A 26,271-nucleotide genomic window follows, 5' to 3' on the forward strand; every position below is an offset into this window, starting at 1 on the left:
GGGCGTTATATTGTATGGCTGTTATGCTGTTTTTTTACCAAAATCTTTTGGAAAAATTAAAAATCTCGAAAGAATTAATCCCGGAATTGTTGCAATGAAAACCCATATAAAGAAATTTCCGTAGCCTAAATATTCCTGAATATATCCGCTTAGCATTCCCGGTAGCATCATTCCTAATGCCATAAAACCTGTTGCTAGAGCATAATGTGCTGTTTTAGATTCTCCCTCGGCAACATAAATCAAAAACATCATAAAAGCAGCAAACCCAAAACCGTAACCAAATTGCTCAATAATAACTACAGCGTAAATATAATAAATAGAAACGGGATGAAAGTGTGCCAATAATATGAAACCAATAATAGGCAAATGCATCGTTAGGATCATTGGTAACATCCATTTGGTTAATCCGCCTTCAGAAATAGCAATTCCGCCTAAGATTCCACCCAGAGTCAGAGCAATTAAGCCACAAGTTCCGTATATTAAACCTATGTCTTCAGTATCAAGACCCATTCCGCTTTTTTTAATCGTTGTTTGATTTCCTTTAGAAAGAATCAACTGATTTACAAAATCTATTCGGGCTTTATTGGCGCTTTTATATTCGGCGATGTCCTTTTTTTCTACTTCTAATAATGGTTTTTTTTCTGCTCGCATTTCTGCTATTATTGGCAGTTTCGAATAAAGAAACTTTAACTCTGAATCAGATAATTTTTCTCCGGTTTTAACTTTCGAATTATACAATTCCAATGCTTTTGTCTGAGTTTGATCAGCTCCGGATTCTACCAATTCATATTTAATAGGATCTATTAAAAAAGGAGTAAGCATTTTAATTAATTGTGATTCTCCTAATCGAAACAATAGAATGAAAGCCAGAACTATTATAATTTGTTTTTTTCTGAAGAAACTTGCAAAAACAGTTGCAAAGTTTTGTCGGTCTGTATCTTTTGGTTTTTCTCCGGCATTTATTTCTGTTCGTGGAGTCGAGAAAAAATTGTAAACCGTTATCAGAGTCATCAACAAGCCTACAAAAATCATGGTATAAGACCATGCTTTGGTATTGTCACCATATTTATGTTCCAGATATCCGGCCAAAAGCACAATTAATCCATTTCCGGCAAGCATAGAAAGTCTGTAGAATGTACTTCTTATTCCTATAAAAAAAGATTGTTGATCTTCCGGCAAAACCAGTAAATAAAACCCATCGCTCGCAATATCGTTAGAAGCCGAGGCAAAAGCCGCGACCCAGAATATCGCCAATGTCATCATAAAAAAGCCATTTGCCGGAATAGTGAAACCTACTAATAAAAAGGCAATCGAAATAAGCAATTGCATCGATAAAAACCATTTTCTTTTGGTTCCGTTCAATTCGATAAATGGGCTCCATAACGGTTTTATAACCCAAGGCAAATATAATAAACTGGTATAGACGCCAATATCTTCATTTGTAATTCCCAGATTCTTGTACATAATAACCGAAACTGAAATAATTACGGCATAAGGCAAGCCAGATGCAAAATTGAGAAGCGGAATCCAGAGCCAGGGTTTATTATCTGTTTTCATTAGGTTGTGCAGGTGAATAGAGTTTAAATGTCTTTTTTAAGTCGATTGTAGTTGGGGTACTTTCGTTTGCAAAATAATCAATAAATGTCACAGCACAAGCTTTATACTGATTCATTTTTTCTGCAGGTACAGTAAAGGAAATTGTCCCGTTGTTTTCGCAAATAGTAATTTTGTCTATTATTTTTGTGGCATCATTAGTGTCTACTTTCGAAGTGTTTTCTCCTCCGTAAATAACCATATAACGTGCTTTTGTGTTCAACGGAGATTTTATGCTGAACGAATATTTGATGCTGTCTCTTTGATATTCGTTTACTACCGGAATATCAATAACAATGTGTTTTAGATTAGGAACTGCAGCAGGAAGTGCAGGATATTTATATTGATTTTCTTCTAAAAGACGTACAATATCAAAGTTTTTATTCATGAACCATTTAGAACTGAAATAAGCGCTTCCGCCTACTTTTTTAAAACTTCTTGCATAATCAACCTGAGTAGGGATTTCGGTCGCAAAGTTCCAGCTTTTGTCACTATCACCTCTAATTTTATACGAAGCGTGACCAATGTATAATGCCGTATTATTAGAGTTTTCTGACCACCATTTCACCAATTTCGAGTAAGAGGCTCTTGGGTTATTCATACTCCAATACAATTGAGGCAGAATATAATCGATCCATTTTTGATCCATCCATAAAACAGGATCTGCATACAAATCGTCATAATTTGCAGTCGATTGTGTCTCGGAACCTTTAGGATCTACAGATTTGTTACGCCAAACGCCAAACGGACTAATCCCGAATTGAACCCACGGTTTGCTGCTTTTTATTGTTGTAGAAATCGTGTGTACAAAACTGCTTACATTGGCACGACGCCAATCGGCAAGGCTTAAACCTGCTCCGTATTTCTTGAACGATGCACTGTCATTAAATACTTTTCCGGGAACCGTATAAGGATAAAAATAATCATCAAAATGAATTGCATCGATGTCGTATTTATCAACGACCTCTTTTACGACATTTGTTAAATGTTCCTGAACTTCTGGCAATGCAGGGTCATAATAGTATTTTCCGCCGTATTCGATCATCCATTCCGGATGTTTAAAAATATCGTGATTAGGGCTTAAAAGATTTTTATTTAAATCAAAAGTTGCACGATACGGATTTAGCCACGCATGAAATTCAAAACCTCTTTTGTGAGCTTCATCAATCATCCAGGCAAGTGCATCGTAATAAGGGTTTGGAGCCTGACCTTCTTTTCCGGTCAAAAAACGGGACCAAGGCGCCAGTTCTGATGGATAAAAAGCGTCACCAACACTCCTTACCTGAACAATTACAGCATTATAATTTAGTTTTTTGTAGGCTTCTAAAATTTCAAGATAATCTGCTTTTTCTTTTTCAACTCCATCTGTAGCTGTTTTGGGCCAGTCGATGTTTACAACAGTTGCGATCCATACACCTCTAAATTCGTTTTTAGGGTAAAGGTTTTTTTCCTGTGAATTGGACATTAATCCAAAGAAAAATAAAAATATAATAGAGAAAAGGAGTTGCTGATTTTTATGCATTTTAATCTTTTTTAACAGAAACCAAAAATAGTTTTTTTAACCGACTATAATAAATAATTCAGAAATTATAATTTTAACGGTATTGATTTGGTTTTTATATAATTGTTTTTTGTTACTAAATACTTTTGCATTCATGCAATGATATGCTGTTTGTAATTTTTTGCTATGAATTGCACGAATTTTTCTGTTTTTTTACCGCAAAAGAGCAAAGCTTTTTTTAATCATTTATCTGTGGCTAAAATTTTCTCACGCAGATTTGGCAGATTTTTTATCAAAATGGGAGAAAAAAAATTCGCAGAAATTTGTGCAATTTGTAGCAAACTTTAACTTGGAAATGAAATTTTACCCATTGTTACAGAAGGAATTCCTTTTTTTAAACCAAAATTATAAGCTCCGCCTGCAACAGTTTCGTTGGCTAAAATGGCAAATAAAACCGCTTCTTTTGCATCGCCTGCAATCCCGAGATCGTCAGTTTTTTGAAAATCACAACGCAATAATTCCTGTAGCCATCGTACTAATAACGGATTGTTTGCGCCTCCGCCAGACATATAAACGCTAAATGTTGCAATTTGGGTTTCTGTATTTTTTACCACAAACTCAATCGCTTCGGCTATTGTCTCTGCACTAAGTCGTGTTAAAGTAGCTAACAAATCTGGTGCCGAAATATTGCGTAAACCCGTTTTTGAAAGTGCATTTTGTACAAATTCAAAATTAAATAATTCCTGGCCAATGGTTTTTGGAAAGCTTTTCGCAAAGAAAGCATCCTTTTTTAATTCCATTAAAAGCAATTGATTTACGATACCGCTTTGAGCAATCTCAGCATCTTTATCGTAACTTTTTTCAGGAAAATAATGTTTGGTATAAATATCTATTAAGGTATTTGCGGTTCCGGTATCGGTTACAAAAACTTCTTCGGCATTTAGAGAAGCAGGCAAATAAGTAAAATTTGCGATGCCGCCCATATTGAGCATAATTCGGTTTTCGCCTTTTTTACTAAACAATAAATAATCGCCATAAACGGCAAGGGGCGCACCTTCGCCACCAGCTGCAACGTGTTTTTGTCTAAAATCGGATAAAGTTATGATTTCTGTTTTTACAGCAATATGATCACCATCACCAATTTGCAAAGTTGCATTAGGGAATTTTTCTTGTTGATGCAAAAACTTCGGAGCGTGCAAGACCGTTTGTCCGTGCGAAGCAATTAGATCAACATCCTGCGTAGGAATATTCCATTTCGTGAGACAATCGTTTACCATTGTGGCATGCAAAATTCCAATCCATTCGTTTAGTAGGGCAAAGTGCTCAAAGTCGATTGTTTTCTTCGCAAACACTTTGCGGATTTCGGTTTTAATATCCTCAGTATAATTAATCGTTTCGAACTCCAGAATTTTTACCGCTGTATTTTCTCCTGAGCCGGAAATGGAGCAAAGCGCAATGTCAAGCCCGTCAAGCGAAGTTCCCGACATTAAACCTATTATTTTTCGGGTCTCTTTTTGAGCAATATCATAGAGAGCACTAATATTTTTGTTCATTAAAATGATGTTTTAAGAAAGCATTTTATTTGATAACGCTAAAATCAGATTATTTTGGATATAAATGTATAGAAAATGCTGAGATTTTATGGTTTTACTAAATTTCAAGTTCAGTCAATAAAAATAAAAAGAATCATTTTGTTTTTTATTTATATTTGAACCAAACCAATTAAAACTAAATTCATGTTTATCATTCTGCCTATTATTGTCATCTTTATATTTTTATGGATATTTTATTATAATTCCCTTATCGGAAAAAGAAATCAGGTAACCAATGCTTTTTCGGCAATTGATGTGATGCTAAAAAAACGTTTTGATTTGATCCCGAATCTGGTTGAAATTGTAAAACAATATACCAATTACGAACAAAGCACTTTGACTAAAATTGTAGAGCTACGTACCAAAGCAGTTTCAGGATCTGTTACAGATACAGAAAAAGCAAGTCTCGATGCTCAATTAAGCAGTAGTGTAAGGGGTTTGATGGTAAATGTTGAAAATTATCCGGACTTAAAAGCCAACTCAAACTTTAATAATCTGCAAACCACCTGGACAGAGAGCGAAGAACAAATTGCCGCTGCCAGAAGAACTTACAATGCTGTGGTTACAGATTATAACAACGCTATTATGATGTTTCCGGGAAGTTTATTTGCCGGAATGCTTAGCTATAAACCAATCGAAGTTCTAGCAACTGCCGAACAAGAGCGTAAAAATATTAGTGCCAAAGAGCTTTTTAATAATTAATGGATTTAGAGACTAGCCATAATCCAGCCTTGCAGGAGGTTTTGAATACATTAGAAGTTGACCGTAAAAAAATTGCGTCAACCTACACCGTTTGTTATACCGTATTTGGGATTGCTGCACTTCTTATCGTAGGAGGTTTGCTTCTGGGAGCCGCAACTGTAGCGATTATATTGAGTTTGATTCCTATAATTGTAGGTGTTGTAATGCTTTTTCAGATAGATGGTGATGCACAAAAATACAAAGTAGCTTATAAAACCAATGTTGTAGCAACAGCATTAAAGACAATTAACGAAAGTCTTTCTTTTGAACCCGGAAACGGACTTCCGGAATATGAATTTATAAGTTCTGAACTTTTTACTACAGAACCCGATCGCTATAAAACTCAGGATTTAGTAAGCGGAACGGTCGAAAAAACTTCTTTTTGGTTTGCCGAAGTTAACGCCGAATATAAAACCGAAACACAAACGAAAAACGGAACACGTACCGAATGGCATACAATCTTTGAAGGGATTATTTTTGTAGCCGATTTTAATAAAAACTTTACAGTATCGACAGTCGTTCGACCAAAAAGTTTTGGCAATTCTGTTGGTGCCTGGTTTTCTAAAAATATTTTTAGTTTTGGCAATAACGAAATTGTACAGTTAGAAAATGCCAATTTTGACAATCAATTTGTTACCTATTCCAGAAATCAAATCGAGGCAAGATATATTTTGACACCTGCAATGATGGAAAGAATTTTGAACTTAAACAATAAGTCTGACGAAACCATTTCGATCTCGTTCATAAGTTCAAAAATGTATATTGCTTTCCCTTTAAGCACCAATTACTTCGAAGCACCAATTCATACTTCGCTTTTGGTCCCTGATTTACTTACAGATGATCTTTCGATTGTTCAGTTCATGCATGATATTGTTCATGAACTGGATTTGAATACGAGAATTTGGGGGAAGGAATAATGTAAAGTTACTGTTTTCAATCTTTGCATTCACGATCGAGATATCGTTCGAAACCCGCTCTGAAAGAGCCTTAGCACTAGAATGGTGCAAAGCGCCATGAAGGAAAAGGGTAATTTATGTTTAAGGAAAAGTCGAAAGTTTATCCCCAAAGGAAACATTTATTCTATTATTTGTTTAAGAAAGACATCAGTTCCAATAGTTGTGCTTTTGCTACAGCCCTTTCAGGGCAATGATCGAACTTAATTTATTTCGTAGTGCATTGCACTACGCTTGTGCTTTTGTGCTTTCAGCCCATATTTATAGATTTCGAACAATTATGGCGATATATAATCGGTGTTACATTTTAGATTGTTTTTAGTCTTTGTCTTAACCAGTGCGATATTATAACTGTTCGAAAAGTGCTCTGAAATAGCCTTAGCACTAGAATGGTGCAAAGCGCCATGAACGAAAAGCGCAATTTATGTTTAGCCCTGAAAGGGCGAAAGTTTATCCCCAAAGGAAATATTTATTCTATTATTTGTTTAAGAAAGACATCAGTTCCAATAGTTGTGCTTTTGTTAGAGCCCTTTCAGGGCAATGATCGAACTTAATTTATTTCGTAGTGCATTGCACTACGCTTGTGCTTTTGTGCTTTCAGCCCATATTTATTTATAGATTTCGAACAATTATGGCGATATATAATCGATGTTGCATTTTAGATTGTTTTTAGTCTTTGTCTTAACCAGTGCGATATTATAACTGTTCGAAAAGTGCTCTGAAAGAGCCTCAGCACTAGAATGGTGCGGAGCGCCATGAACGAAAAGCGCAATTTATGTTTAGCCCTGAAAGGGCGAAAGTTTATCCCCAAAGGGAATATTTATTCTATTATTTGTTTTAAGAAAGAAATCAGTTCCAATAGTTGTGCTTTTGCTAGAGGCCTTTCAGGGCAATAATCGAACTTAATTTATTTCGTAGTGCGTTGCACTACGCTTGTACTTTTGTGCTTTCAGCCCATATTTATAGATTTTGAACAATTATGGCGATATATAATTGGGTTACATTTTTAGATTTCGATTAATTAAGGGTGATATATAATTAGAGTTACATTTTTAGATTGTTTTCAATCTTTGTGTTCAAAAGAGAGACATCATAATTGTTCGAAACCCGCTCTGAAAGAGCCTCAGCACTAGAATGGTGCGGAGCGCCATGAACGAAAAGGATAATTTATGTTTTAGCCCTGAAAGGGCGAAAGACATTCAATAAAAAGAATATTATCATTAATAAAACAGAAAAACCTCGATTTTAATCGAGGTTTTTCGTAAAAAGGACTATTAGAAATTACTCAACATCCAGATAAGGATTGAGGGTTTCGGCCAATTCGTTGAGCCAATAAAAACTGTTTTCTAATTTGATTATTTCTTCTTGCAGGGTTTCGTTTTCCCTGACGAGGCTTAAGGCGAGCACAAAATTTACTTGTCTAAGTGCTTTTGCCATCCGTTCTGGTGCAATTGTTTGCGTAAAAAAAGTCATTAGCCTCATTTCGGCTTCTTTTGAAAGGGTGTTTGTAATCATAACTCTGTAAATTTAGGAAATATAAAACCCATATGGCTAAGATGTCCTACACTTACAGAAGTGTTACGGTTGTTTCCAATACCGCCACCATACCACATGGGCAAAAGTTTTTTAGATGTCATGATTCTGTAAATTAGGAATGGCAAATATAGTAAAAGCCTGAGTGATAAATAGGAGTTTTCCCGCTTATAAAAAAAGTAATTATTTTAAAATAGAAAACATAGTTTACAAGGCTTAAAAAGGAGTTTTGGGTCATTTGCATTATGAAAAATAACTTATATTCGGTTTCAATTATGAATCTGCGAGAAATTATGATCGAAAAAATTTTAAGTGACTATATCAATTTTATAAGGGGGTTTGAAACTTTATTAAAAAAGAAATATAATAGCGATAAAAATCCATGTTTGTTTTCGAGCGCTTTTTTTGAAAGAAAAGGGGTTATTGATGGAATTGAATATTGGTTTCACGGAAGCGGCTGTGCAGCTGCGAAAGAGGGAGTTATATATGAATATGATATCACTGTAAACGAAATTAAGTTTTCTCAATGGAAATTTTCGGAATTTATAAGAACTCATCCTGAATATCAAAAATTAAATTATACTCCTGAATTTATTGAATATGAGCTCTATCAACTTATACATAAAGGAATTTTAGATTGGGTGATTATAGAAGGAATAGAAGGAACTCCTTTTGGATGTGTATTTAAGTCGTATATCGTAATTCAAGAAACATATTTTAGTATGGATTAATTCTATTAAACCAAATCCCCAAGCCCAAATGTTACCGAGGCATAAGTATCGCTAAGGATCACAATAAGGTAAAGATAAAAAAATAAACCTCTTTCCTTTGTTACTTCGAACCTCTGAACCTATAAAAAGAACCTAAAAAAAACTATTTTTGTAATTCACAGAATCCGTTTTAGGCTATAAATTTAGTTATAATGTCAATAGTTAAAGAATTACAACAATTATCAGAATCTTTAGAAGGAACACTTTTATACGACGATCTTCATAAAACGCTTTATTCGACAGATGCTTCGGTATACCGGATAAAACCTAAAGCTGTTGCTGTGCCAAAGACGATAGAAGATATTAGCAAACTGATCCGGTTTGCGGCGCAACATCATATTTCGATTACGCCCAGAACTGCCGGAACATCTCTTGCCGGACAAACGGTTGGTGACGGAATTGTGATCGATGTTTCGAAAAATTTTACCAAAATCCTGAACTTTGACCCCATAAAAAAAACCGTTACAGTACAACCCGGTGTGATTCGCGATGAACTAAACTTGTTCCTGAAACCTCATAACGTATTTTTTGGGCCTAATACTTCGACCACAAACCGATGCATGATTGGCGGAATGGTTGGCAATAATTCATCCGGAACAACTTCGATTCGTTATGGTGTAACGCGTGATAAAATTGTACAAATCAAAGGTATTTTGAGCGATGGTTCGCAAGTAGTTTTTAAGGAATTGACTTCGTCAGAATTTATCGAAAAAACCAAAGGAAATACTTTAGAAAATAAAATATATAAAAGCCTTTACGACGAACTCTCGATAAAAGCAACTCAGGACGAAATTATAAAAGAGTTCCCAAAGCCGGAGATTCACAGGCGAAATACAGGTTATGCAGTTGATATTCTATTAAAATCGGATTTGTTTGGAGGTACAGAACCAACCATTAATCTGGGTAAACTACTTTGCGGAAGCGAAGGAACGTTGGCTTTTACGACCGAAATTACTTTGAGGGTAGACGATTTACCACCAGCCAATAATATTATGGTCGTGGCACATTATCACAGCATTCAGGAATCGCTGGAATCTGTTGTCGTAGCGATGAAACATCATTTGTATACTTGCGAAATGATCGATGACACGATTTTAGATTGTACCAAAACAAGTCGGGAACACATTAAAAACAGATTCTTTTTGGTAGGCGAACCTAAAGCGATTATGATGTTCGAAGTAGCGTCTCACGATCCTCAAGATGCCGAGAATCAGGCAAATGCTTTGGTTGCCGATTTAGAGAAAAATAACTTTGGCTACGCACTCGTAAAAATTTATGGTGCTGATATCGAAAAAGTAAATGAACTTAGAAAAGCCGGACTGGGACTTTTAGGAAGTATTGTAGGCGACGACAAAGCAGCCGATTCTATAGAAGATACAGCGGTCGAATTAAGCGATTTGCCGGCTTATATTGCAGAGTTTTCGGCAATGATGTTGCGACACGGGCAAGGCGCAATTTATTACGCACATGCCGGAGCGGGCGAACTGCATTTGCGCCCAGTTTTGAACTTAAAGAAAACATCTGACTTAAAATTATTTAGAACCATCGCGACCGATGTGGCGATTTTGGTTAAAAAATACAGAGGTTCACTAAGTGGGGAACATGGAGACGGAATTGTGCGTGGCGAATTTATTCCGTTTATGATTGGCGAAACGAATTATGAATTGCTAAAAAGAATCAAATTGGCGTTTGACCCAAATTCGGTTTTGAATATCGGGAAGATTGTAAACGCTTTAAAAATGGACGAAAACCATCGTGTAATTTCAGGAAGGGTAGAACCGGATATTAAAACGTTTCAGGATTTCTCCGACAGTTTAGGGATTTTGCGTGCTGCCGAAAAATGCAACGGATCAGGTGATTGTCGAAAATTACCATCGGCAGGAGGAGCAATGTGCCCCAGTTATCGTGCGACCAAAAACGAAAAAGAAACAACACGTGCCAGAGCCAATGCATTACGGGAATATTTGACCTATTCTGAAAAAGAAAATAAATTTGACCAGAAAGAACTATACGAAGTTTTTGAGTTATGTGTGAGTTGTAAAGCCTGCGCCAGCGAATGTCCGAGCAATGTAGATGTTGCAACCTTAAAAGCAGAATTTTTATACCAATACCAAAAAGCAAACGGATTCTCGACCCGAAATAAGATTTTTGCTCACAATGCAAAACTCAACAAAATGGGAAGCTTGTTTCCGTCGATTACCAATTTTATTTCGAATCAATCCCTCGTAAAAAAAAGCATGGGAATTGCACCCGAAAGACAAGTGCCTTTATTGGCAAAAAAGACATTCAAAAAATGGTACGAGAATAATAAACCACAACAAAACAATTTCCCAAACGGACAAGTATATTTGTTTAATGATGAATTTACAAATTATTATGATGTAAATATCGGGATCGATGCTTTTGAGCTATTAACCAAATTAGGTTACGAAGTCTTGATTGTAGATCACGAAGAAAGCGGAAGAACCTATTTGTCTAAAGGTTTTCTGGAAGAGGCCAAGAAAATTGCAAATATCAATGTAAATATTTTCAAAGAGCTAGTTTCTGCAAAAGCGCCATTAATTGGGATCGAACCATCGGCAATCTTAACATTTAGAGACGAATATTTACGCTTGGCAGATGATAAAGAAAATGCCGAAAAAGTTTCGCAAAGCGCTTTTACGATCGAAGAATTCTTTAAAAGAGAAATAACAGATGGTAAAATAACGTCGGAATCATTCTCGGTAGAAAAGAAAGAAATCAAGATTCATGGCCATTGCCACCAGAAATCGTTGAGTTCTGTAGAAGCAACTTTTGCTATGCTCAATTTACCAACCAATAATACAGTTACAATTTACAATTCGGGTTGTTGCGGAATGGCAGGATCTTTTGGTTACGAAAAAGAACATTATCAGGTAAGTATGCAAATGGGCGAAGATACACTGTTCCCCAAAGTACGTGCTACTGCCCAAAATGTCAAAATAGCCGCCGCAGGAACAAGTTGTCGTCATCAAATTTTTGACGGAACGAGTAGAGAAGCCCAACACCCGGTAAGTATTTTAAAGAGCTGCTTACGTTGAGAAATGGCACGCGGATGAGACGGATTCACTTCGTGAAAACGCGGATTAGAGCGGATTTTTTTTTGTTTATCTTGAGTTTAGCCATGGATCAAAAGATTTTTGTTTCACGCAGATTTTACAGATTTAATTAGAATTTTGTTAAAATTAATCTGCGCACATCTGCTTAAATCTGTAAAATCTGCGTGAAATTCACACTAAATAATCTGTGTTAATCATTTTAATCTGTGGCAAAAAAATTAGCGGAAATTCGTGTAATTTGTGGCAAAAAAATAAACCAGCGTCAATCCGCTTAACCCGTAAAATCCGTGGACAAAAGAATAATTCGTAAAATTCGTGTAATTCGTGGCAAAAACTTTGCGTCTTCGCACCTTCGCAGCAAAAAAATAATTCGCAATAAAACAAAATCGTTTTATATATTTGAAATAAGGATAATTTTTGCATTATTTGCAAAATAAAACCACAAAGACCGAAAAATATTAATTTATAAAGCAAACTCATATATGGCATTATCAGGTTTATTCCGAAAAAAAACGGTAGAAGATATTCTGAAGCAAGTTGCAAAAAACGAAGCAGATGGTCATAATGCATTAGGAAAGCATTTGACGACCAGAGATTTAACGGCTTTTGGAATTGCAGCGATTGTTGGAGCCGGTATTTTTAGTACAATCGGAAAAGCCAGTGCCGATGGTGGTCCAGCAGTTATCTTTTTATTTTTATTTACCGCATTGGCCTGTAGTTTTGCTGCTTTTGCTTATGCAGAATTTGCCTCAATGGTTCCTGTTTCAGGAAGTGCCTATACCTATTCGTATGTAGCTTTTGGAGAACTAATTGCCTGGATTATTGGCTGGGCATTAATCATGGAATATGCCGTTGGTAATATAACGGTCGCAATATCGTGGAGTGATTACTTTACAGGACTGCTCCAGAGTGGCGGGATTCAATTGCCACAATGGATTCAGATGGATTATCTAACCGCTTCAAACGGTTTTAAAGATGCCACAGCATTAATGCAGGGCGGAAAATCTTTCGAAAATTTAAGTACCGCTTTGCAAGCAGCATATACCGCCTGGACAACAGCCCCAACAATTGGATCCTTTCATTTTGTTGCTGATTTGCCGGCATTGTTTATCATTGTTTTAATTACCGCTTTGGTTTACAGGGGTATGAAAGAATCTCGTAATGCAAGTAATCTAATGGTTATTGTAAAACTTTGTATCGTACTTTTGGTTATTGCTGTAGGTGTTTTTTATGTAGATACTGCCAATTGGCATCCGTTTGCACCAAATGGTGTAGGTGGCGTTTTAAAAGGAGTTTCGGCTGTATTCTTTGCTTATATTGGTTTTGATGCCATCTCTACAACTGCCGAAGAATGTAAAAATCCACAACGTGATTTACCACGAGGTATGATGTGGGCAATTATTATTTGTACAATTTTATATATTGCCATTGCTTTGGTTTTAACCGGAATGGTGCGTTATAACGAATTGAATGTTGGAGATCCTCTTGCATTTGTCTTCGATAAATTAAACCTAAAATGGATGTCCGGAATCATTGCCGTAAGTGCTGTAATTGCAATGGCGAGTGTTTTATTGGTTTTCCAGATGGGACAACCCCGTATCTGGATGAGCATGAGCCGTGATGGTTTGTTACCAAAAAAATTCTCTACAGTTCACCCAAAATTCAAAACACCATCATTTGCAACAATCGTAACCGGTTTTGTAGTAGCAGTTCCGGCTTTGTTCCTGAACCTTACCATGGTAACAGATTTATGCAGTATAGGTACATTGTTTGCCTTTGTATTGGTTTGTGCAGGAGTTTTGGTTTTGCAAAATAAACCAGAAATTCCAAGAGGCAAATTCAAAACACCATATATTAACTCTAAGTTTATTTTGCCTGTATTGATGATTGCAGGATTGTACTATGCATTCTCTTTCAATAATAAAGCAACAATGGCTTTCATTAATAATGAGGCACAAACAAACGATGCAACGACTATCATTACCTCTTTGAACAAAGAAGAATCAGCCAAAGTTTTTAATTATTTAGAAAGTATCGATGTTCACAACAAAACTGCCAAAACAGCAGATTTAGAGCACTTGCTAAGTCAATATCAGGACGACGATGCAAAATATGCCGAAGTTGTAAAAGGGTTGCCAATCAATGATTCTCTAAAATACGAATCAGGTTTCAGTTTGTTCAAACACAAAATCCCAATGTGGATATTTCTATTTGTTTTGGTAGGATTAGCCGTTTGGTCTTTCAGGCAAAATCTATCTTTAATTCCGCTTTTAGGACTTATTTGTTGTTTGTATATGATGGCGGAACTTAGCGTTTGGAACTGGATTTATTTTACTATCTGGTTACTAATTGGTTTAATTATTTACTTTACCTACAGTAGAAAAAATAGCAAACTAAATTTTAAAGAAGCGTAGACAACAACTAGTTATAAAATATAAATGAAAAGCCGTTTTAAGAATTATTTTAAAACGGCTTTTTTATGCAAAAAAAATCCGCTTAGAAAAATCTAAAGCGGATTTAAATAAATTAATAAAAAATCTAGAGAACCCCTAGTTCCACCATGCAAGCTTTCATCATTTCGTAAGTACGCTCAATATCATTATCTAACCCAATCGAAAAACGGATCAATCCATCAGTCAATCCCATTTCATGTTGTTCCTCTAACGGAATTTCGCTCGAAGTCGAAGTTCCCGGTGCGCTAAATAATGTTTTATAAAATCCTAAACTTACTGCCAGATAGCCTAAGTTTCTCGCCTGCATCAACTCCATTAATTCATTAGCTTTAGCCAAAGAACCAACATCAATCGTCAGCATTCCGCCAAAACCATATTCCGGGTTAATCATCGTTTTGTACAACTCATGACTTGGATGACTTTTTAGTCCCGGATAAACTGTTTTAAGACCATCTTTTTCGAACTTATCAGCCAGAACATGCGCATTATGACTGTGTTGCTTGATACGGATATGCAACGTACGTAGGTTTTTCATGACACTTGCAGATCGTAAACTATCCATTGTAGGACCTAAAAGCATACTTGCTCCTGAATTTACATTTTTCAAAGCATTGATAAACTCTTTCGAGGCACAAGTCACGCCGCCAACAGTATCGCTGCTTCCGTTAATATATTTTGTCAAACTATGAATCACGATATCAGCGCCTAATTTAGCTGGAGAAACAGATAAAGGCGAAAATGTATTATCGACAACCAACTTCAAATTGTGCTTTTTAGCAATTAGAGTCAAGCCAGCAATATCTGCCACCTCTAATAACGGATTACTTACCGTTTCGCAATACAAAACTTTTGTTTTTGGTGTAATTGCAGCTTCTACAACCTCCAGTTTTGTAATGTCTACAAAGCTTGTTTCGATCCCAAAACGAGGCGTAAAATTTTTCAAAAAAGCATAAGTTCCGCCATAAATAGTTCTACTCGAAACGATATGATCTCCTGCGCCACAAAGTTGTAATAACGTAGGCGTAATTGCCCCCATCCCCGAAGCCGAAACATTTGCAGTTTCCGTCCCTTCCATTGCTGCCAATGCCTGATCCAGATACAAATTACTGGGCGATGAATGGCGCGAATACAAATAGCAGCCTTCCATGTTGCCTTCAAAAGTATCAAACATCGTTTTAGCCGAAAGAAACGTGTAAGTCGAAGAATCAGAAATCGAAGGATTTACACCGCCAAATTCACCAAAGTATTGCAAATCCTGAATTTTATCTGCTGGGTTAAAGTTTTTCATAATAGTTGATTAGTTGGTATTTTATTGTTTTTGAATTGAAATTGCTATTAGAATTTGGAATTTATTTTTTGGAATTTCCAGAAGCTATTTCCAGCTTTCCGTTTCAAGTCCTCATAAAAAAGGCAAGTTTCTAATGTTCTAAAAAGAGCTTCCGTTGGTCGCTTTTTTAGCACAAGAAACTTTTGCCTTTTTTACTCCGGGCTTTTCACTGCAATCTGGGCTAGGAGCCTCGTTTACAAATAAATTCTATCCAAAATAACGTTTATTAAGAAAATTAATCAACAACAAAGCTTATGATTAGATTTTAAAACTATAAATAATTATTTTTAAAGATTTTTAATCTAAATTTGATACAGGAAGTATAATTCAATAGATTTTCTTTCACTTCAATAATAAACAGGAACTATGACATTAGACGCGACGGATAAAAAACTGCTCGTTTTACTGCAAACCGACAGTAAAAAAACAACCAAAGAATTATCCTTAAAACTTAATTTATCAGTAACAGCAGTTTACGAACGCATCAAAAAGTTGGAGCGAGAAGGAATTATCAAGAACTATGTAGCATTAGTCGATAAAACCAAAATCGATAAAGGATTTGTAGTTTTTTGTCATTTAAAACTCATTCAGCACACCAAAGAATTCCTGACCAAATTCGAAAGCGAAGTCATCAAACTAAACGAAGTTCTGGAATGCCATCACGTAAGCGGCGACTATGATTACATCCTCAAAGTTCTTGTAAAAGACATGGAAGCCTATAGAGAATTTCTGGTAACGAAACTCACCTCGCTACAACATATTGGCAGCACACAAAGTATGTTTATGATTAGTGAAGTCAAGAATTCTACAGTTATTTTTTAAGGAAGGTTCAGAGGTGCCAAGGAACAAAGCAACAAAGGTTTATCGTAGAGACGCACAGCAGTACGTCTAACACATGATGAATTTACATGTTTTTTATGTGAAATTCGGGGTAAAAACCTTCTCTCAAATTTCACATAAAAAACATTAAGATTTAAACTTTAAACAAAACTTTATTCCTTAATTTTGTATCGCTAAAAATAAAATAGACAAACTATGAGTTCATTTGACGTAGTCATTATAGGTTCAGGTCCTGGCGGATATGTATCAGCAATTCGTTGCGCACAATTAGGTTTCAAAACAGCAATTGTAGAAAAGTATAACTCTCTTGGCGGAACCTGCCTTAACGTAGGTTGTATTCCTTCAAAAGCATTATTATCATCTTCTCATCATTATGCCGAAATTGCACATTTTGCAGATCACGGAATCGAAGTTTCTGGAGATGTAAAAATCAATTTAGAGAAAATGATCGCGCGCAAACAAGCAGTTGTAGATCAAACCGTAGGAGGAATCAACTACTTAATGGATAAAAATAAAATTACTGTTTTCAATGGTTTAGGTTCTTTCGTAGACGCAACACATATTGCAGTTGCAAAAGCTGATGGAACATCAGAAACTATCGAAGCAAAATATACTGTAATTGCTACAGGTTCAAAACCATCTTCTTTGCCATTTATCAAAATCGACAAAGAAAGAATCATCACTTCTACAGAAGCTTTGGCTTTAAAAGAAGTTCCAAAACACTTAGTAATTATTGGTGGTGGAGTTATCGGGATCGAGCTTGGACAAGTTTACCTACGTTTAGGAGCCCAAGTTTCTGTAGTAGAATTCATGGATAGAATCATTCCTGGAATGGATGCTTCATTGTCTAAAGAATTGACTAAAGTATTGAAAAAACAAGGAATGAAATTCTACGTTTCTCACAAAGTAAAATCAGTAGAAAGAAATGGCGATGCTGTAGTAGTTCAGGCCGAAAACGCAAAAGGAGAAACAATTACTCTTGAAGGAGATTATTCATTAGTTTCTGTTGGTCGTCGTCCGTACACAGACGGATTAAACGCTGATAAAGCAGGAGTTAAAATTTCAGACAGAGGACAAGTAGAAGTAAACGACCATTTGCAAACTAATGTACCTAATATTTATGCAATTGGTGATGTTGTTCGTGGAGCAATGTTGGCACACAAAGCAGAAGAAGAAGGAACTATGGTTGCTGAAATCTTAGCAGGTCAAAAACCACATATCGATTATAACTTAATTCCTGGTGTAGTGTACACTTGGCCGGAAGTTGCAGCAGTTGGACAAACAGAAGAGCAAGTAAAGGCTTCAGGCACAGAATATAAAGTAGGAAGTTTTCCTTTTAAAGCTTTAGGCCGTGCAAGAGCAAGTGGAGATCTTGACGGATTCGTAAAAATCATCGCAGATGCTAAGACAGATGAGGTTTTAGGAGTTCACATGATTGGAGCACGTACAGCTGATTTAATTGCAGAAGCAGTTACAGCAATGGAATTCAAAGCGTCTGCCGAAGATATTTCAAGAATGAGTCATGCACACCCAACTTTTGCTGAAGCAGTAAAAGAAGCAGCATTGGCCGCTACAGATAATAGAGCTTTACACGTATAATATACGTTAAATCATATTTTTAAGAAATCGTCAATCCCGAAATTTTAGGATTGGCGGTTTTTTTTATCTGGTTCCCTTTGGATATTTTTACATTTATCTTGATTTCTATCAATATTTGGCTCCTAACAGAGCTGAATCGCCACAAATTTTAAAGATATTTATACTTCTTATATGTTGTAGAGATTACATATTGGTAGAAAAAATAGAATTCACCATCTTCTTTGTCCCATAGCGACTACATAGTTATAGCAAAAAATTGCCGCAAAGATTCCAAGCTTCAGAGGATCGAAATAGGTATCGATTATAAATATTTTGCTCCTCTGAAGCTTTCTATAACGAACATAAATTTAGCTTAAAGATAATTTTATAAATGATTTCACTAGTTTAGAAAATATAAAATCAAGAAATAATTTTGTAAAATAGTTGTCCTGATCTCCTGTTATCTTTGTCTTTCTAAAAGATAATATTATGAAAAGCAGATATATAGCTCCGGTTTTAGTTGGGGCAGGAATAGCTCTTGCGCTTTATTCTTGTGGATCAACGATTCCTAAAAAAGCAGTTGCGATAACTAATTTTGATAAAACGAAATATTTAGGAAAATGGTACGAAATTGCCCGATTAGATTTTAAATACGAAAAAGGACTAAACAATGTTACAGCAGAGTATTCTCTAAATGATAACGGAACGATAAAAGTCGATAACAAAGGATATGACTTTAAGAAAAATAAATGGGAGCAAAGTATAGGTAAAGCCAAATTTGTCAAAGCTGATAATATTGGTATGCTCAAAGTTTCTTTCTTTGGTCCTTTTTATGCCGGATACAATGTAATTGCGGTCGAAGACAATTATAAATATGCACTTGTTGTAGGCGAAAGTCTAAAATACATGTGGATACTTTCCAGAGAAACTACAATTCCGGAAAATATAAAAGCAGATTTTCTTATAAAAGCCCGCGAAATTGGATTTAACATTTCAGATCTGGTTTGGGTAAAACAGGATAAAATAAATTAATAAAGATTGCAAATGTTGCATTTTTATAAAATAACAAACCCGACAGGTTTAAAACTTGTCGGGTTTCCTATTGTTTATGTATAAACCAAAAATAAACTATTTTGTAAAAACACTTTTGTAATTATCCCAATATCTGTAAATCAAAAATAAATTTGCCAGAAACAATAATGCCGCAATTGGCAAACCTTGAGGAGCTAAAAAATAATTAATAAACAAAATGTTTACCGTAATAGGTAAGATCAAAATATTAGCCAATGTTACATAACGTCCTGTTACAAATGCAATCCCGCAAAGCAACTCAATAGATTTTGCTAAAGGCATTATATAGGTAGACGCCATTAAGCCTACATTAAAAGCTTTAAAATTCCCTGTTGTTTCTGGTTCAGGAGCGAGGTGAAAAAAATAACTGATAGAGGCAAAAAGTAACAATAGACCAATCAAAACACGGACAATAATAGTAGCAATTTTCATAATACGTAGGGTTTTTAAATAGGTTAAAAAAGTATAATTTATTTTTAGGAAAACATTATTATCTAATCCTCTGATAAAGTGGAAATCAATTTTTAAAGATCTTCTATTGAGAATTTTACAATCTTTACAACCCTGTTTTGGGATTAATACAATACTATATCAAATATAACGAATTTTTTCTTATCAAATTGCTACTTAATTAACACTTTTCTTATTTCTTTGCGTATTTTTTGTAAATAAAAAAACCACCTGAACCAATCAAAATAAAAGGCCAAAGATTGATAATAAATACAAAAACGGCCTCAATAATATACCAACCACTTTTAAACGAATCAAGGACCTGAAGCCCTAGATTTGGTTTGTATGCATTACCATCTTTTTCGCTTGCCATTATTTCTTGTTTTATCGTTTCGTTTTGGTAAAGCTGCAATGTAATAGTGCTAAAATTAATTTGATCCTGTAAAGAAAGATTATCAATAACACGATTGTCATTGGCTTCTTTTTGATTTGCCAAAGTATTTTCTGCCTCCATAACATCGTTAATCTTTTTGCCTTTAGTATCAATTGCTTTTTTAACCCTTTTTTCAGTTGCAGCACTTCTTTTTTGCAAAAGTTGATTCGATAATAACTTCAACGAAACATCATCGGCTTTGATTACTCTAAAATCTAGAAAGTCAATTTGTTTGGCAATAGTTTTAATAACCGTATCAAGTTGTGTGTTAGGAACGCGAATCGTTATGTTATTTTCTACCGTATATTTAGTAGTTTCAAGCGTACTATCCTGACTAATTTTAGTTTTTATCTGATCGTGAATGCTACTTTGTAAATTAGTATAAGTAACAAAACCTCCAAATTTTTGAGTAGCATTTTCAATTGCATAAGTAGACCTGACGACATTTTTAACCTTAAATTTTATATCAGCAGTTCGAATGAATTTCTGTTTACTGTCTTTTCTTTCTACCGCAGCCGAAGAAGAAACTGCCGTACTGTCTGCGCTAGTTTTATAAGCTGCGATATCTGCTGTAGAAGTAGAATCTGCTTTTTTACAAGAATAAAGTAATACGATAATAATTAAGGTCGATGTGCCTAATTTTGCAATTGTTTTCATAAAAGTCTTAAAATTTGATTGATAAATAAAGGTTTAGATTTCATTAATAATGTTTTTGTGTTAAAAAATCATTTAAATAATTAGCGCTAATTCGATATACTAAAAAGTGTGCCAATAATTTTTGAGTATTATTTTATCGAAGGATTTTTTTTGTCGTAATTTTGGACTCTAAAATTTATTTATTTTTGAGAGTTTCAATTCATAAACATATTGCAAATCCAGAGCATTTTAAACAACAACTTTTAAGCTGGTCGCAACAATTTCGCGAAGTTGTTTTTTTGGATAGTAATTCCTATCCACAAGAATATTCCACTTTTGATTGTATCTTGGCCGTAGATGCCTTTACATCTTTAAAAACCGATTTTCACCATGCTTTCGATGATTTAAAACAATATCAGCAAACTACAAAAGACTGGCTTTTTGGTTATCTGTCTTATGATCTGAAAAATAATGTAGAGCAATTAAGTTCCTCTAATTTTGATGGATTAGATTTTCCGGATTTGTTTTTCTTTCAACCCAAAAAGATTTTTTTATTGAAAGAAAATCAACTTGAAATACAGTATTTATTACTTTGCGATGATGAAGTCGAAGATGATTTTGAGGAAATAGTGCAAAGTATAAATGATTCTTTCGTTACGCTGAACGCAGTCGAAGTGCAACAACGCATTTCAAAAGATTTATATGTTGAGAAAGTAACAAAAATGCTCAATCATATTCATAAAGGAGATATGTACGAGGCTAATTTTTGTATGGAGTTTTATGCAGAAAATGCCATCATCGATCCTTTAGAGAAATTTCAGAGACTAAATTCTATTTCGAAAGCACCGTTTTCCGTTTTTTTTAAAAACAGCAAACAATTTTTGCTTTCGGCGTCACCGGAGCGATACCTGAAAAGAGTGGGAGAAACTCTGATTTCGCAACCTATAAAAGGAACTTCAAAAAGATTTTTAGATCCTGTTGAAGACGAAAAATCGAAACAATTTTTAGAATCCGATTCAAAAGAGCGTGCCGAAAACATCATGATAACAGATTTAGTACGAAATGATCTTTCACATACAGCACAAAAAGGATCAGTAGAAGTAGTTGAACTCTGTAAAATCTATTCGTTTTTGCAAGTACATCAAATGATTTCTACCATTACTTCAAAAGTAGATCCTCAATATTCATCTGTAGATGTTTTAAGAACAACTTTTCCAATGGGCAGTATGACAGGAGCTCCAAAGATTTCAGTAATGAAAATTATAGAAAATCTCGAAGAAACCAAAAGAGGTTTATATAGCGGATCTATTGGCTATTTTACTCCCGAAGGCGATTTTGATTTTAATGTAGTCATTAGGAGCATCTTATACAATCAGGAAAATCAATACGTCTCGTTTTCAGTTGGAAGCGCGATAACAGCAAAATCAATTCCTGAAAAAGAATACGAAGAATGTTTGCTGAAGGCTAAGGCGATGCACGAAGTTTTACAGTAATAGTTTGCCACTTCCGATAGCTATCGGGATAAAAGGGTTAAAATGATTTTGTTTCACGCAGATTTTAAAAAAAATTAAGCAGATTTAGTTAGATTTTATTAAAATTAATTCGCGTTAATTTGTGTAATTTGTGGCAAAAAAGGACTTAAAAAAATCTTTGCTAATCCTTTTAATCTGTGGCAAAAAAAAATAAATCTGCAGTAATTCGCATGAAAAATAATTTGTGCTAATTTGTGAAATTCGTGGCAAAAAAATAAAATTCGTGGCAAAAATACACGCTTAACATTTCATTTAAAAATAGATCGAATTTAATTTTTTACATTTATCGAATGTTTTCAAAATTTCAAAATCATATCGCTTCAAGATTTCCATTTTTGGAAAATAAAAAACTATTTCTTGCCGTAAGCGGAGGTTTAGACAGTATGGTTTTATTACATTTATTAAAGCAATCACCTTATCAAATTGCAGTTTTACATTGTAATTTTCAGCTTCGCGGATTAGAAAGTTTTGGAGATCAGGGCTTTATTCAGGATTATTGTCAACAAAATAAAATTCCGTTCTTTCATACTCAATTTGATACCGAAGCCTTTGCTAAAGATTATAAATTATCAACTCAGGTTGCCGCCCGTGAATTGCGTTACAGTTGGTTCTACGAACTTTTAGAAACAGAGAATTTCGATTATATTCTAACAGCACATCATGCCGATGATAATCTCGAAACCTTTATAATCAACTTAACCCGGGGAACCGGTTTAGAAGGGCTAATTGGAATTCCCGAACAAAACGACAGAATTATTCGCCCTCTTTTGCCATTTTCAAGAGATGAAATTCAAAAATATGCAGAGCAAAATGAGATTAAATGGCGAGAAGATAGCAGTAATGCGTCTAATAAATATCTCCGAAACAAAATTCGGCACAATCTCGTCCCTATAATAAAAGAAATCAATCCCAACTTTCTCAGTGCTTTTCAAAAAACGCAAGCTTATTTGCAAGAATCTCAGATAATGGTTGAAGATGCTTCGATTATGATTTATCAGCAAGTCGCACAAGAGATGGGAGATGATATTCATTTTGATTTAAATCAGCTTAAAAAATTACCTAATTATAAATCATATTTGTATCAATGGCTGAATGAATTTGGTTTTCTTGCCTGGAACGATATTTATGATTTAGTCGACGGACAATCAGGAAAGCAAGTGCTTTCGACAGAGTTTCGATTATTAAAAAATAGAGATACCTTGATTTTAAGTCCAATTTCTGAGATTTTAGAAAAGGAAGAGTTTGAAATAAATGAAAACGATAAAGAAGTTAATTTTCCCTTAAAATTAAAGCTTTGTCAAGTAGACGACATTACTATAGATTCAAATAAGGCTATATTTGTGGACGCTGAAAAAATCCAATTTCCTCTTATTTTACGTAAATGGAATGAAGGAGATGTTTTTTATCCTTTTGGAATGAAAGGGAAATCTAAAAAAGTGAGTAAACTTTTTAAAGATGAAAAATTATCCCTGTTAGAAAAAGAAAAAACATGGATTTTATGCTCAGATAACCAAATTATATGGGTTATTGGAATCAGGCAGGATGAACGTTTTAAAATTGAAAACACCACAAATAGAATACTTAAAATAGAATTACAATCATGAACTTTAATCAATACCATCAAATGATAATGCCAAAAACTGTTTGGAATAAAACCGTTTTGCTTTTGCTGTTCTTCTTGTTTGCTTTTGCAAAAGGAAATGCTCAAATCCTGGAGCCGGTAAAATGGACTTCTAAAATCGAAAAGAAATCAGGAAATAATGCTGTTTTAATTTTTGATGGGACAATCGAGAAAGATTGGCACATGTACTCCCAGTTTACACCAGATGGAGGTCCGCTTGCGTTAGAGATTACATTTAAAAATCAAAAAGGTAATTTTAATTTAGTTGGAAAAGCAAAAGAAGGAAAAACAAGAACAGCTTTTAATGATGTTTTTGGTGTAAATGAGACTTTTTTTGAAGGTAAAGCGCATATCGAACAAGAAATTACAATCATTAACCCCAATTTAAAAACGGTAGATGTAGATTTTGATTTTCAGGTTTGTAAAGAAGTTTGTATCAACTCCAATAAAAAATTCTCAATTGTTATACCGTCAACTTTTAAAATGGATGCGGTTGCAACAGTATCTGAATCAAAATTAGATGAAACCAAAGTTATCGGTTTGGCCGTTGATACAGTAAAACCTGCGGCAGTAAACACAGCAGATTCAAAAGTAGTAAAATCAGAGGTGGCTCAAACTCCTGCAAAAGAAGAGATGCCTGCACCAGCTCCGGCAAGAAGTTTATGGTCGATCTTTTTTATCGCTTTCATATCAGGATTTGCTGCATTGTTGACACCTTGTGTTTTCCCGATGATCCCAATGACAGTGAGTTTTTTTACCAAACAAAGTAAGAGCAGAGCAAAAGGAATTAGAAATGCTATTTTTTACGGACTTTCCATAATTGCTATTTATGTTATTTTGGGACTAATTGTTACCAAGATATTTGGAGCAGATGCATTAAATGCTTTGTCTACAGATGTTTGGTTTAATCTAATATTCTTTATTATATTAATTATTTTTGCCACTTCATTTTTGGGAGCTTTTGAGATTATGCTGCCAAATTCATGGGGAAATAAAGTCGATCAACAAGCAGATCGAGGAGGAATAATCGGAATATTGTTTATGGCTTTGGCTTTGGCAATCGTTTCCTTCTCCTGTACAGGACCAATCGTAGGAACTTTACTGGTAGAAGCAGCCTCAAACGGAGGAATTGCTCCAATCGTAGGGATGTTAGGATTCTCTTTGGCTCTAGCCTTACCATTTATGTTATTTGCAATGTTTCCGGGTTGGTTAAATTCATTACCAAAATCTGGCGGATGGCTGAATACCGTAAAAGTGGTTTTAGGGTTTTTAGAATTAGCTTTAGCCTTTAAATTTTTATCAAATGCCGATTTAGTTTTACAATTACACTTATTAGAAAGAGAAGTTTTCATTGCCATTTGGATTGCTATTTTTGCAGCGCTGACTTTATATTTATTCGGAAAAATTTCATTGCCGCACGATAGTCCGTTACAGCATATTTCTGTTGGTAGATTGTATTTAGGATTATTAACACTTGTGTTTACAGTATATTTGATTCCTGGACTTTGGGGAGCACCGTTAAAATTAATCAGTGCATTTCCGCCACCGCCACAATACAGTGAGAGTCCGTTTGGAGTAGGAGGTTCTGCTAATTCTAATGTTAGTGCCGAATCTATAAAAGGTTTACCCGACGGAGCAGAATTAGGACCACATGGTATCATGGTTTTTCATGATTATGAGGATGGTCTGGCTTATGCAAAATCAATCAATAAACCAATTATGCTTGATTTTACAGGTTATGCATGTGTGAATTGTAGAAAAATGGAAAACAATGTTTGGTCTGAACCAGCCATTTTGCCAATCTTGAAAAATGATGTTGTCTTAATTTCTCTTTATGTAGACGATAAGAGAGAGTTGCCGGTAGAGGAGCAATTTGTAACAAAGTCTGGAGATAAAATTATTACCGTTGGTGATAAGTGGACAGATTTTATGATTTCAAAATATAAAACCAATACACAACCTTTATATGTTATAACGGATTTAGAAGGAAAGAATTTGAATACTTCAAAACCAACTATTAGTTATGTAAGCGCAGATGAATATTTGCATTGGTTAAAAGAAGGAATTTCAAATTTTAAATAAGTTTTCTTCACTCCTATATATAAGGTAAGATTTAGATACATTAGAACCCGACAGTTTTCAAAGCTGTCGGTTTTTTTTGCTTCATATATAGGATAAGCTTTTCGATCCCTCCACCTGCCAGGTTTTGAAAACCTGCTAGGTTTGTTTTGGAGTCAAAGAATCTAACGATAAGTTCTCACCTTATATAGGATTATGTTTTAAAAACCTTTGAAGTATTAAGGAGCTTAATCCCGCTGTTCGTTTCAATCTTTTGCGCCGAACCCCGGCTGACAAAAGGATTTCCACTACTATCGGGGCTATTGCAGTTGTATTTAAAAGAAGAGTAGGAGTGTGCCACCCAATTCCAACCCCAAAAAGAACACAACCCCAAAAAGGCTAAAAAAGCTGCGAAGTCTTTAAAAACGGCTCATGTTCAAAGACTAAAAATAAGAAAACCCTAAGACGTACCAGAAAAACCTTAGAAATAACAAAAAGAGGATAGCGTAAGT

General features: G+C 34.8%; 18 protein-coding genes. 11 read left to right on the forward strand and 7 right to left on the reverse strand.

Features of this window, described 5'->3' with window-relative positions:
• Positions 1-21: 21 nt before the first annotated feature.
• From B0A64_RS00255 to B0A64_RS00265, 3 genes are all read right to left on the reverse strand, one after another.
• The gene (locus tag B0A64_RS00255) at positions 22-1,557 is read right to left on the reverse strand and encodes an MFS transporter (protein ID WP_089477552.1); all 1,536 of its coding nucleotides are present in this window, start codon (positions 1,555-1,557) and stop codon (positions 22-24) included.
• Positions 1,544-3,115: a glycoside hydrolase family 10 protein gene (locus B0A64_RS00260; protein WP_089477553.1), complete on the reverse strand. Its 1,572-nt coding sequence runs from the start codon at positions 3,113-3,115 to the stop codon at positions 1,544-1,546. Before B0A64_RS00260 ends, B0A64_RS00255 begins: the two co-directional genes overlap by 14 nt.
• Before the next feature lie 323 nt (positions 3,116-3,438).
• Positions 3,439-4,647, reverse strand: a complete 1,209-nt coding sequence (locus B0A64_RS00265) for an anhydro-N-acetylmuramic acid kinase (RefSeq protein WP_089477554.1) — start codon at positions 4,645-4,647, stop codon at positions 3,439-3,441.
• A 183-nt stretch (positions 4,648-4,830) separates the two neighbouring features.
• Here B0A64_RS00265 and B0A64_RS00270 point away from each other — a divergent pair, with 183 nt between their 5' ends.
• Both B0A64_RS00270 and B0A64_RS00275 read left to right on the forward strand, forming a co-directional pair.
• Positions 4,831-5,388 (forward strand): LemA family protein, encoded by a 558-nt coding sequence (locus tag B0A64_RS00270; RefSeq protein WP_089477555.1) that lies wholly within the window; start codon positions 4,831-4,833, stop codon positions 5,386-5,388.
• The gene (locus B0A64_RS00275; protein WP_089477556.1) at positions 5,388-6,344 is read left to right on the forward strand and encodes a DUF3137 domain-containing protein; all 957 of its coding nucleotides are present in this window, start codon (positions 5,388-5,390) and stop codon (positions 6,342-6,344) included. The genes B0A64_RS00270 and B0A64_RS00275 overlap by 1 nt, the downstream gene beginning before the upstream one ends.
• Positions 6,345-7,661: 1,317 nt before the next feature.
• Here the strand turns inward: B0A64_RS00275 and B0A64_RS00280 are convergent.
• On the reverse strand, positions 7,662-7,895 hold the full coding sequence (locus B0A64_RS00280; RefSeq protein ID WP_089477557.1) for a hypothetical protein: 234 nt from the start codon (positions 7,893-7,895) through the stop codon (positions 7,662-7,664).
• A 263-nt stretch (positions 7,896-8,158) separates the two neighbouring features.
• Between B0A64_RS00280 and B0A64_RS00285 the strand changes: the two genes are divergently transcribed.
• The 3 genes from B0A64_RS00285 to B0A64_RS00295 all read left to right on the forward strand — a co-directional run bounded on the left by B0A64_RS00285 (position 8,159) and on the right by B0A64_RS00295 (position 14,174).
• Positions 8,159-8,644 carry a DUF6896 domain-containing protein gene (locus B0A64_RS00285; protein WP_089477558.1) on the forward strand — a complete coding sequence of 162 codons (486 nt, stop codon included), beginning with the start codon at positions 8,159-8,161 and terminating at the stop codon, positions 8,642-8,644.
• Between the two features lie 191 nt (positions 8,645-8,835).
• Positions 8,836-11,742: an FAD-binding and (Fe-S)-binding domain-containing protein gene (locus tag B0A64_RS00290; RefSeq protein WP_089477559.1), complete on the forward strand. Its 2,907-nt coding sequence runs from the start codon at positions 8,836-8,838 to the stop codon at positions 11,740-11,742.
• Positions 11,743-12,242: 500 nt separating this feature from the next.
• Positions 12,243-14,174, forward strand: coding sequence for an amino acid permease (locus B0A64_RS00295; protein ID WP_089477560.1), 1,932 nt, complete (start codon positions 12,243-12,245; stop codon positions 14,172-14,174).
• A gap of 124 nt (positions 14,175-14,298) precedes the next feature.
• Here the strand turns inward: B0A64_RS00295 and B0A64_RS00300 are convergent, their stop codons facing one another.
• Positions 14,299-15,501, reverse strand: a complete 1,203-nt coding sequence (locus B0A64_RS00300; RefSeq protein WP_089477561.1) for an aminotransferase class I/II-fold pyridoxal phosphate-dependent enzyme — start codon at positions 15,499-15,501, stop codon at positions 14,299-14,301.
• A gap of 405 nt (positions 15,502-15,906) precedes the next feature.
• On the opposite strand from B0A64_RS00300, the gene B0A64_RS00305 reads away from it, so the two are divergent.
• The 3 genes from B0A64_RS00305 to B0A64_RS00315 all read left to right on the forward strand — a co-directional run bounded on the left by B0A64_RS00305 (position 15,907) and on the right by B0A64_RS00315 (position 18,990).
• The gene (locus tag B0A64_RS00305; protein ID WP_042566586.1) at positions 15,907-16,362 is read left to right on the forward strand and encodes an Lrp/AsnC family transcriptional regulator; all 456 of its coding nucleotides are present in this window, start codon (positions 15,907-15,909) and stop codon (positions 16,360-16,362) included.
• Between the two features lie 213 nt (positions 16,363-16,575).
• Complete coding sequence (gene lpdA / locus B0A64_RS00310; RefSeq protein WP_055098550.1) at positions 16,576-17,979, forward strand: dihydrolipoyl dehydrogenase; 1,404 nt, start codon at positions 16,576-16,578, stop codon at positions 17,977-17,979.
• Between the two features lie 468 nt (positions 17,980-18,447).
• A complete protein-coding gene (locus B0A64_RS00315; RefSeq protein ID WP_089477562.1) occupies positions 18,448-18,990 on the forward strand; it encodes a lipocalin family protein in 543 nt (180 codons plus the stop codon).
• A 96-nt stretch (positions 18,991-19,086) separates the two neighbouring features.
• On the opposite strand, the gene B0A64_RS00320 is transcribed toward B0A64_RS00315, so the two are convergent.
• Positions 19,087-19,461: a DoxX family membrane protein gene (locus tag B0A64_RS00320; RefSeq protein ID WP_089477563.1), complete on the reverse strand. Its 375-nt coding sequence runs from the start codon at positions 19,459-19,461 to the stop codon at positions 19,087-19,089.
• A 211-nt stretch (positions 19,462-19,672) separates the two neighbouring features.
• Entirely contained in the window at positions 19,673-20,569 is an 897-nt protein-coding gene (locus B0A64_RS00325; protein ID WP_089477564.1) for a DUF4349 domain-containing protein, read from the reverse strand.
• Positions 20,570-20,754: 185 nt separating this feature from the next.
• Here B0A64_RS00325 and B0A64_RS00330 point away from each other — a divergent pair, with 185 nt between their 5' ends.
• The 3 genes from B0A64_RS00330 (at position 20,755) to B0A64_RS00340 (ending at position 25,783) form a co-directional block, all read left to right on the forward strand.
• On the forward strand, positions 20,755-22,041 hold the full coding sequence (locus B0A64_RS00330; RefSeq protein ID WP_089477567.1) for an anthranilate synthase component I family protein: 1,287 nt from the start codon (positions 20,755-20,757) through the stop codon (positions 22,039-22,041).
• A 329-nt stretch (positions 22,042-22,370) separates the two neighbouring features.
• Positions 22,371-23,684, forward strand: coding sequence for a tRNA lysidine(34) synthetase TilS (tilS, locus tag B0A64_RS00335; protein ID WP_089477565.1), 1,314 nt, complete (start codon positions 22,371-22,373; stop codon positions 23,682-23,684).
• A complete protein-coding gene (locus B0A64_RS00340; protein ID WP_165769732.1) occupies positions 23,681-25,783 on the forward strand; it encodes a protein-disulfide reductase DsbD family protein in 2,103 nt (700 codons plus the stop codon). Before tilS ends, B0A64_RS00340 begins: the two co-directional genes overlap by 4 nt.
• Positions 25,784-26,271 lie beyond the last annotated feature (488 nt).

This window comes from Flavobacterium araucananum (genome assembly GCF_002222055.1).
Classification (GTDB): domain Bacteria; phylum Bacteroidota; class Bacteroidia; order Flavobacteriales; family Flavobacteriaceae; genus Flavobacterium; species Flavobacterium araucananum.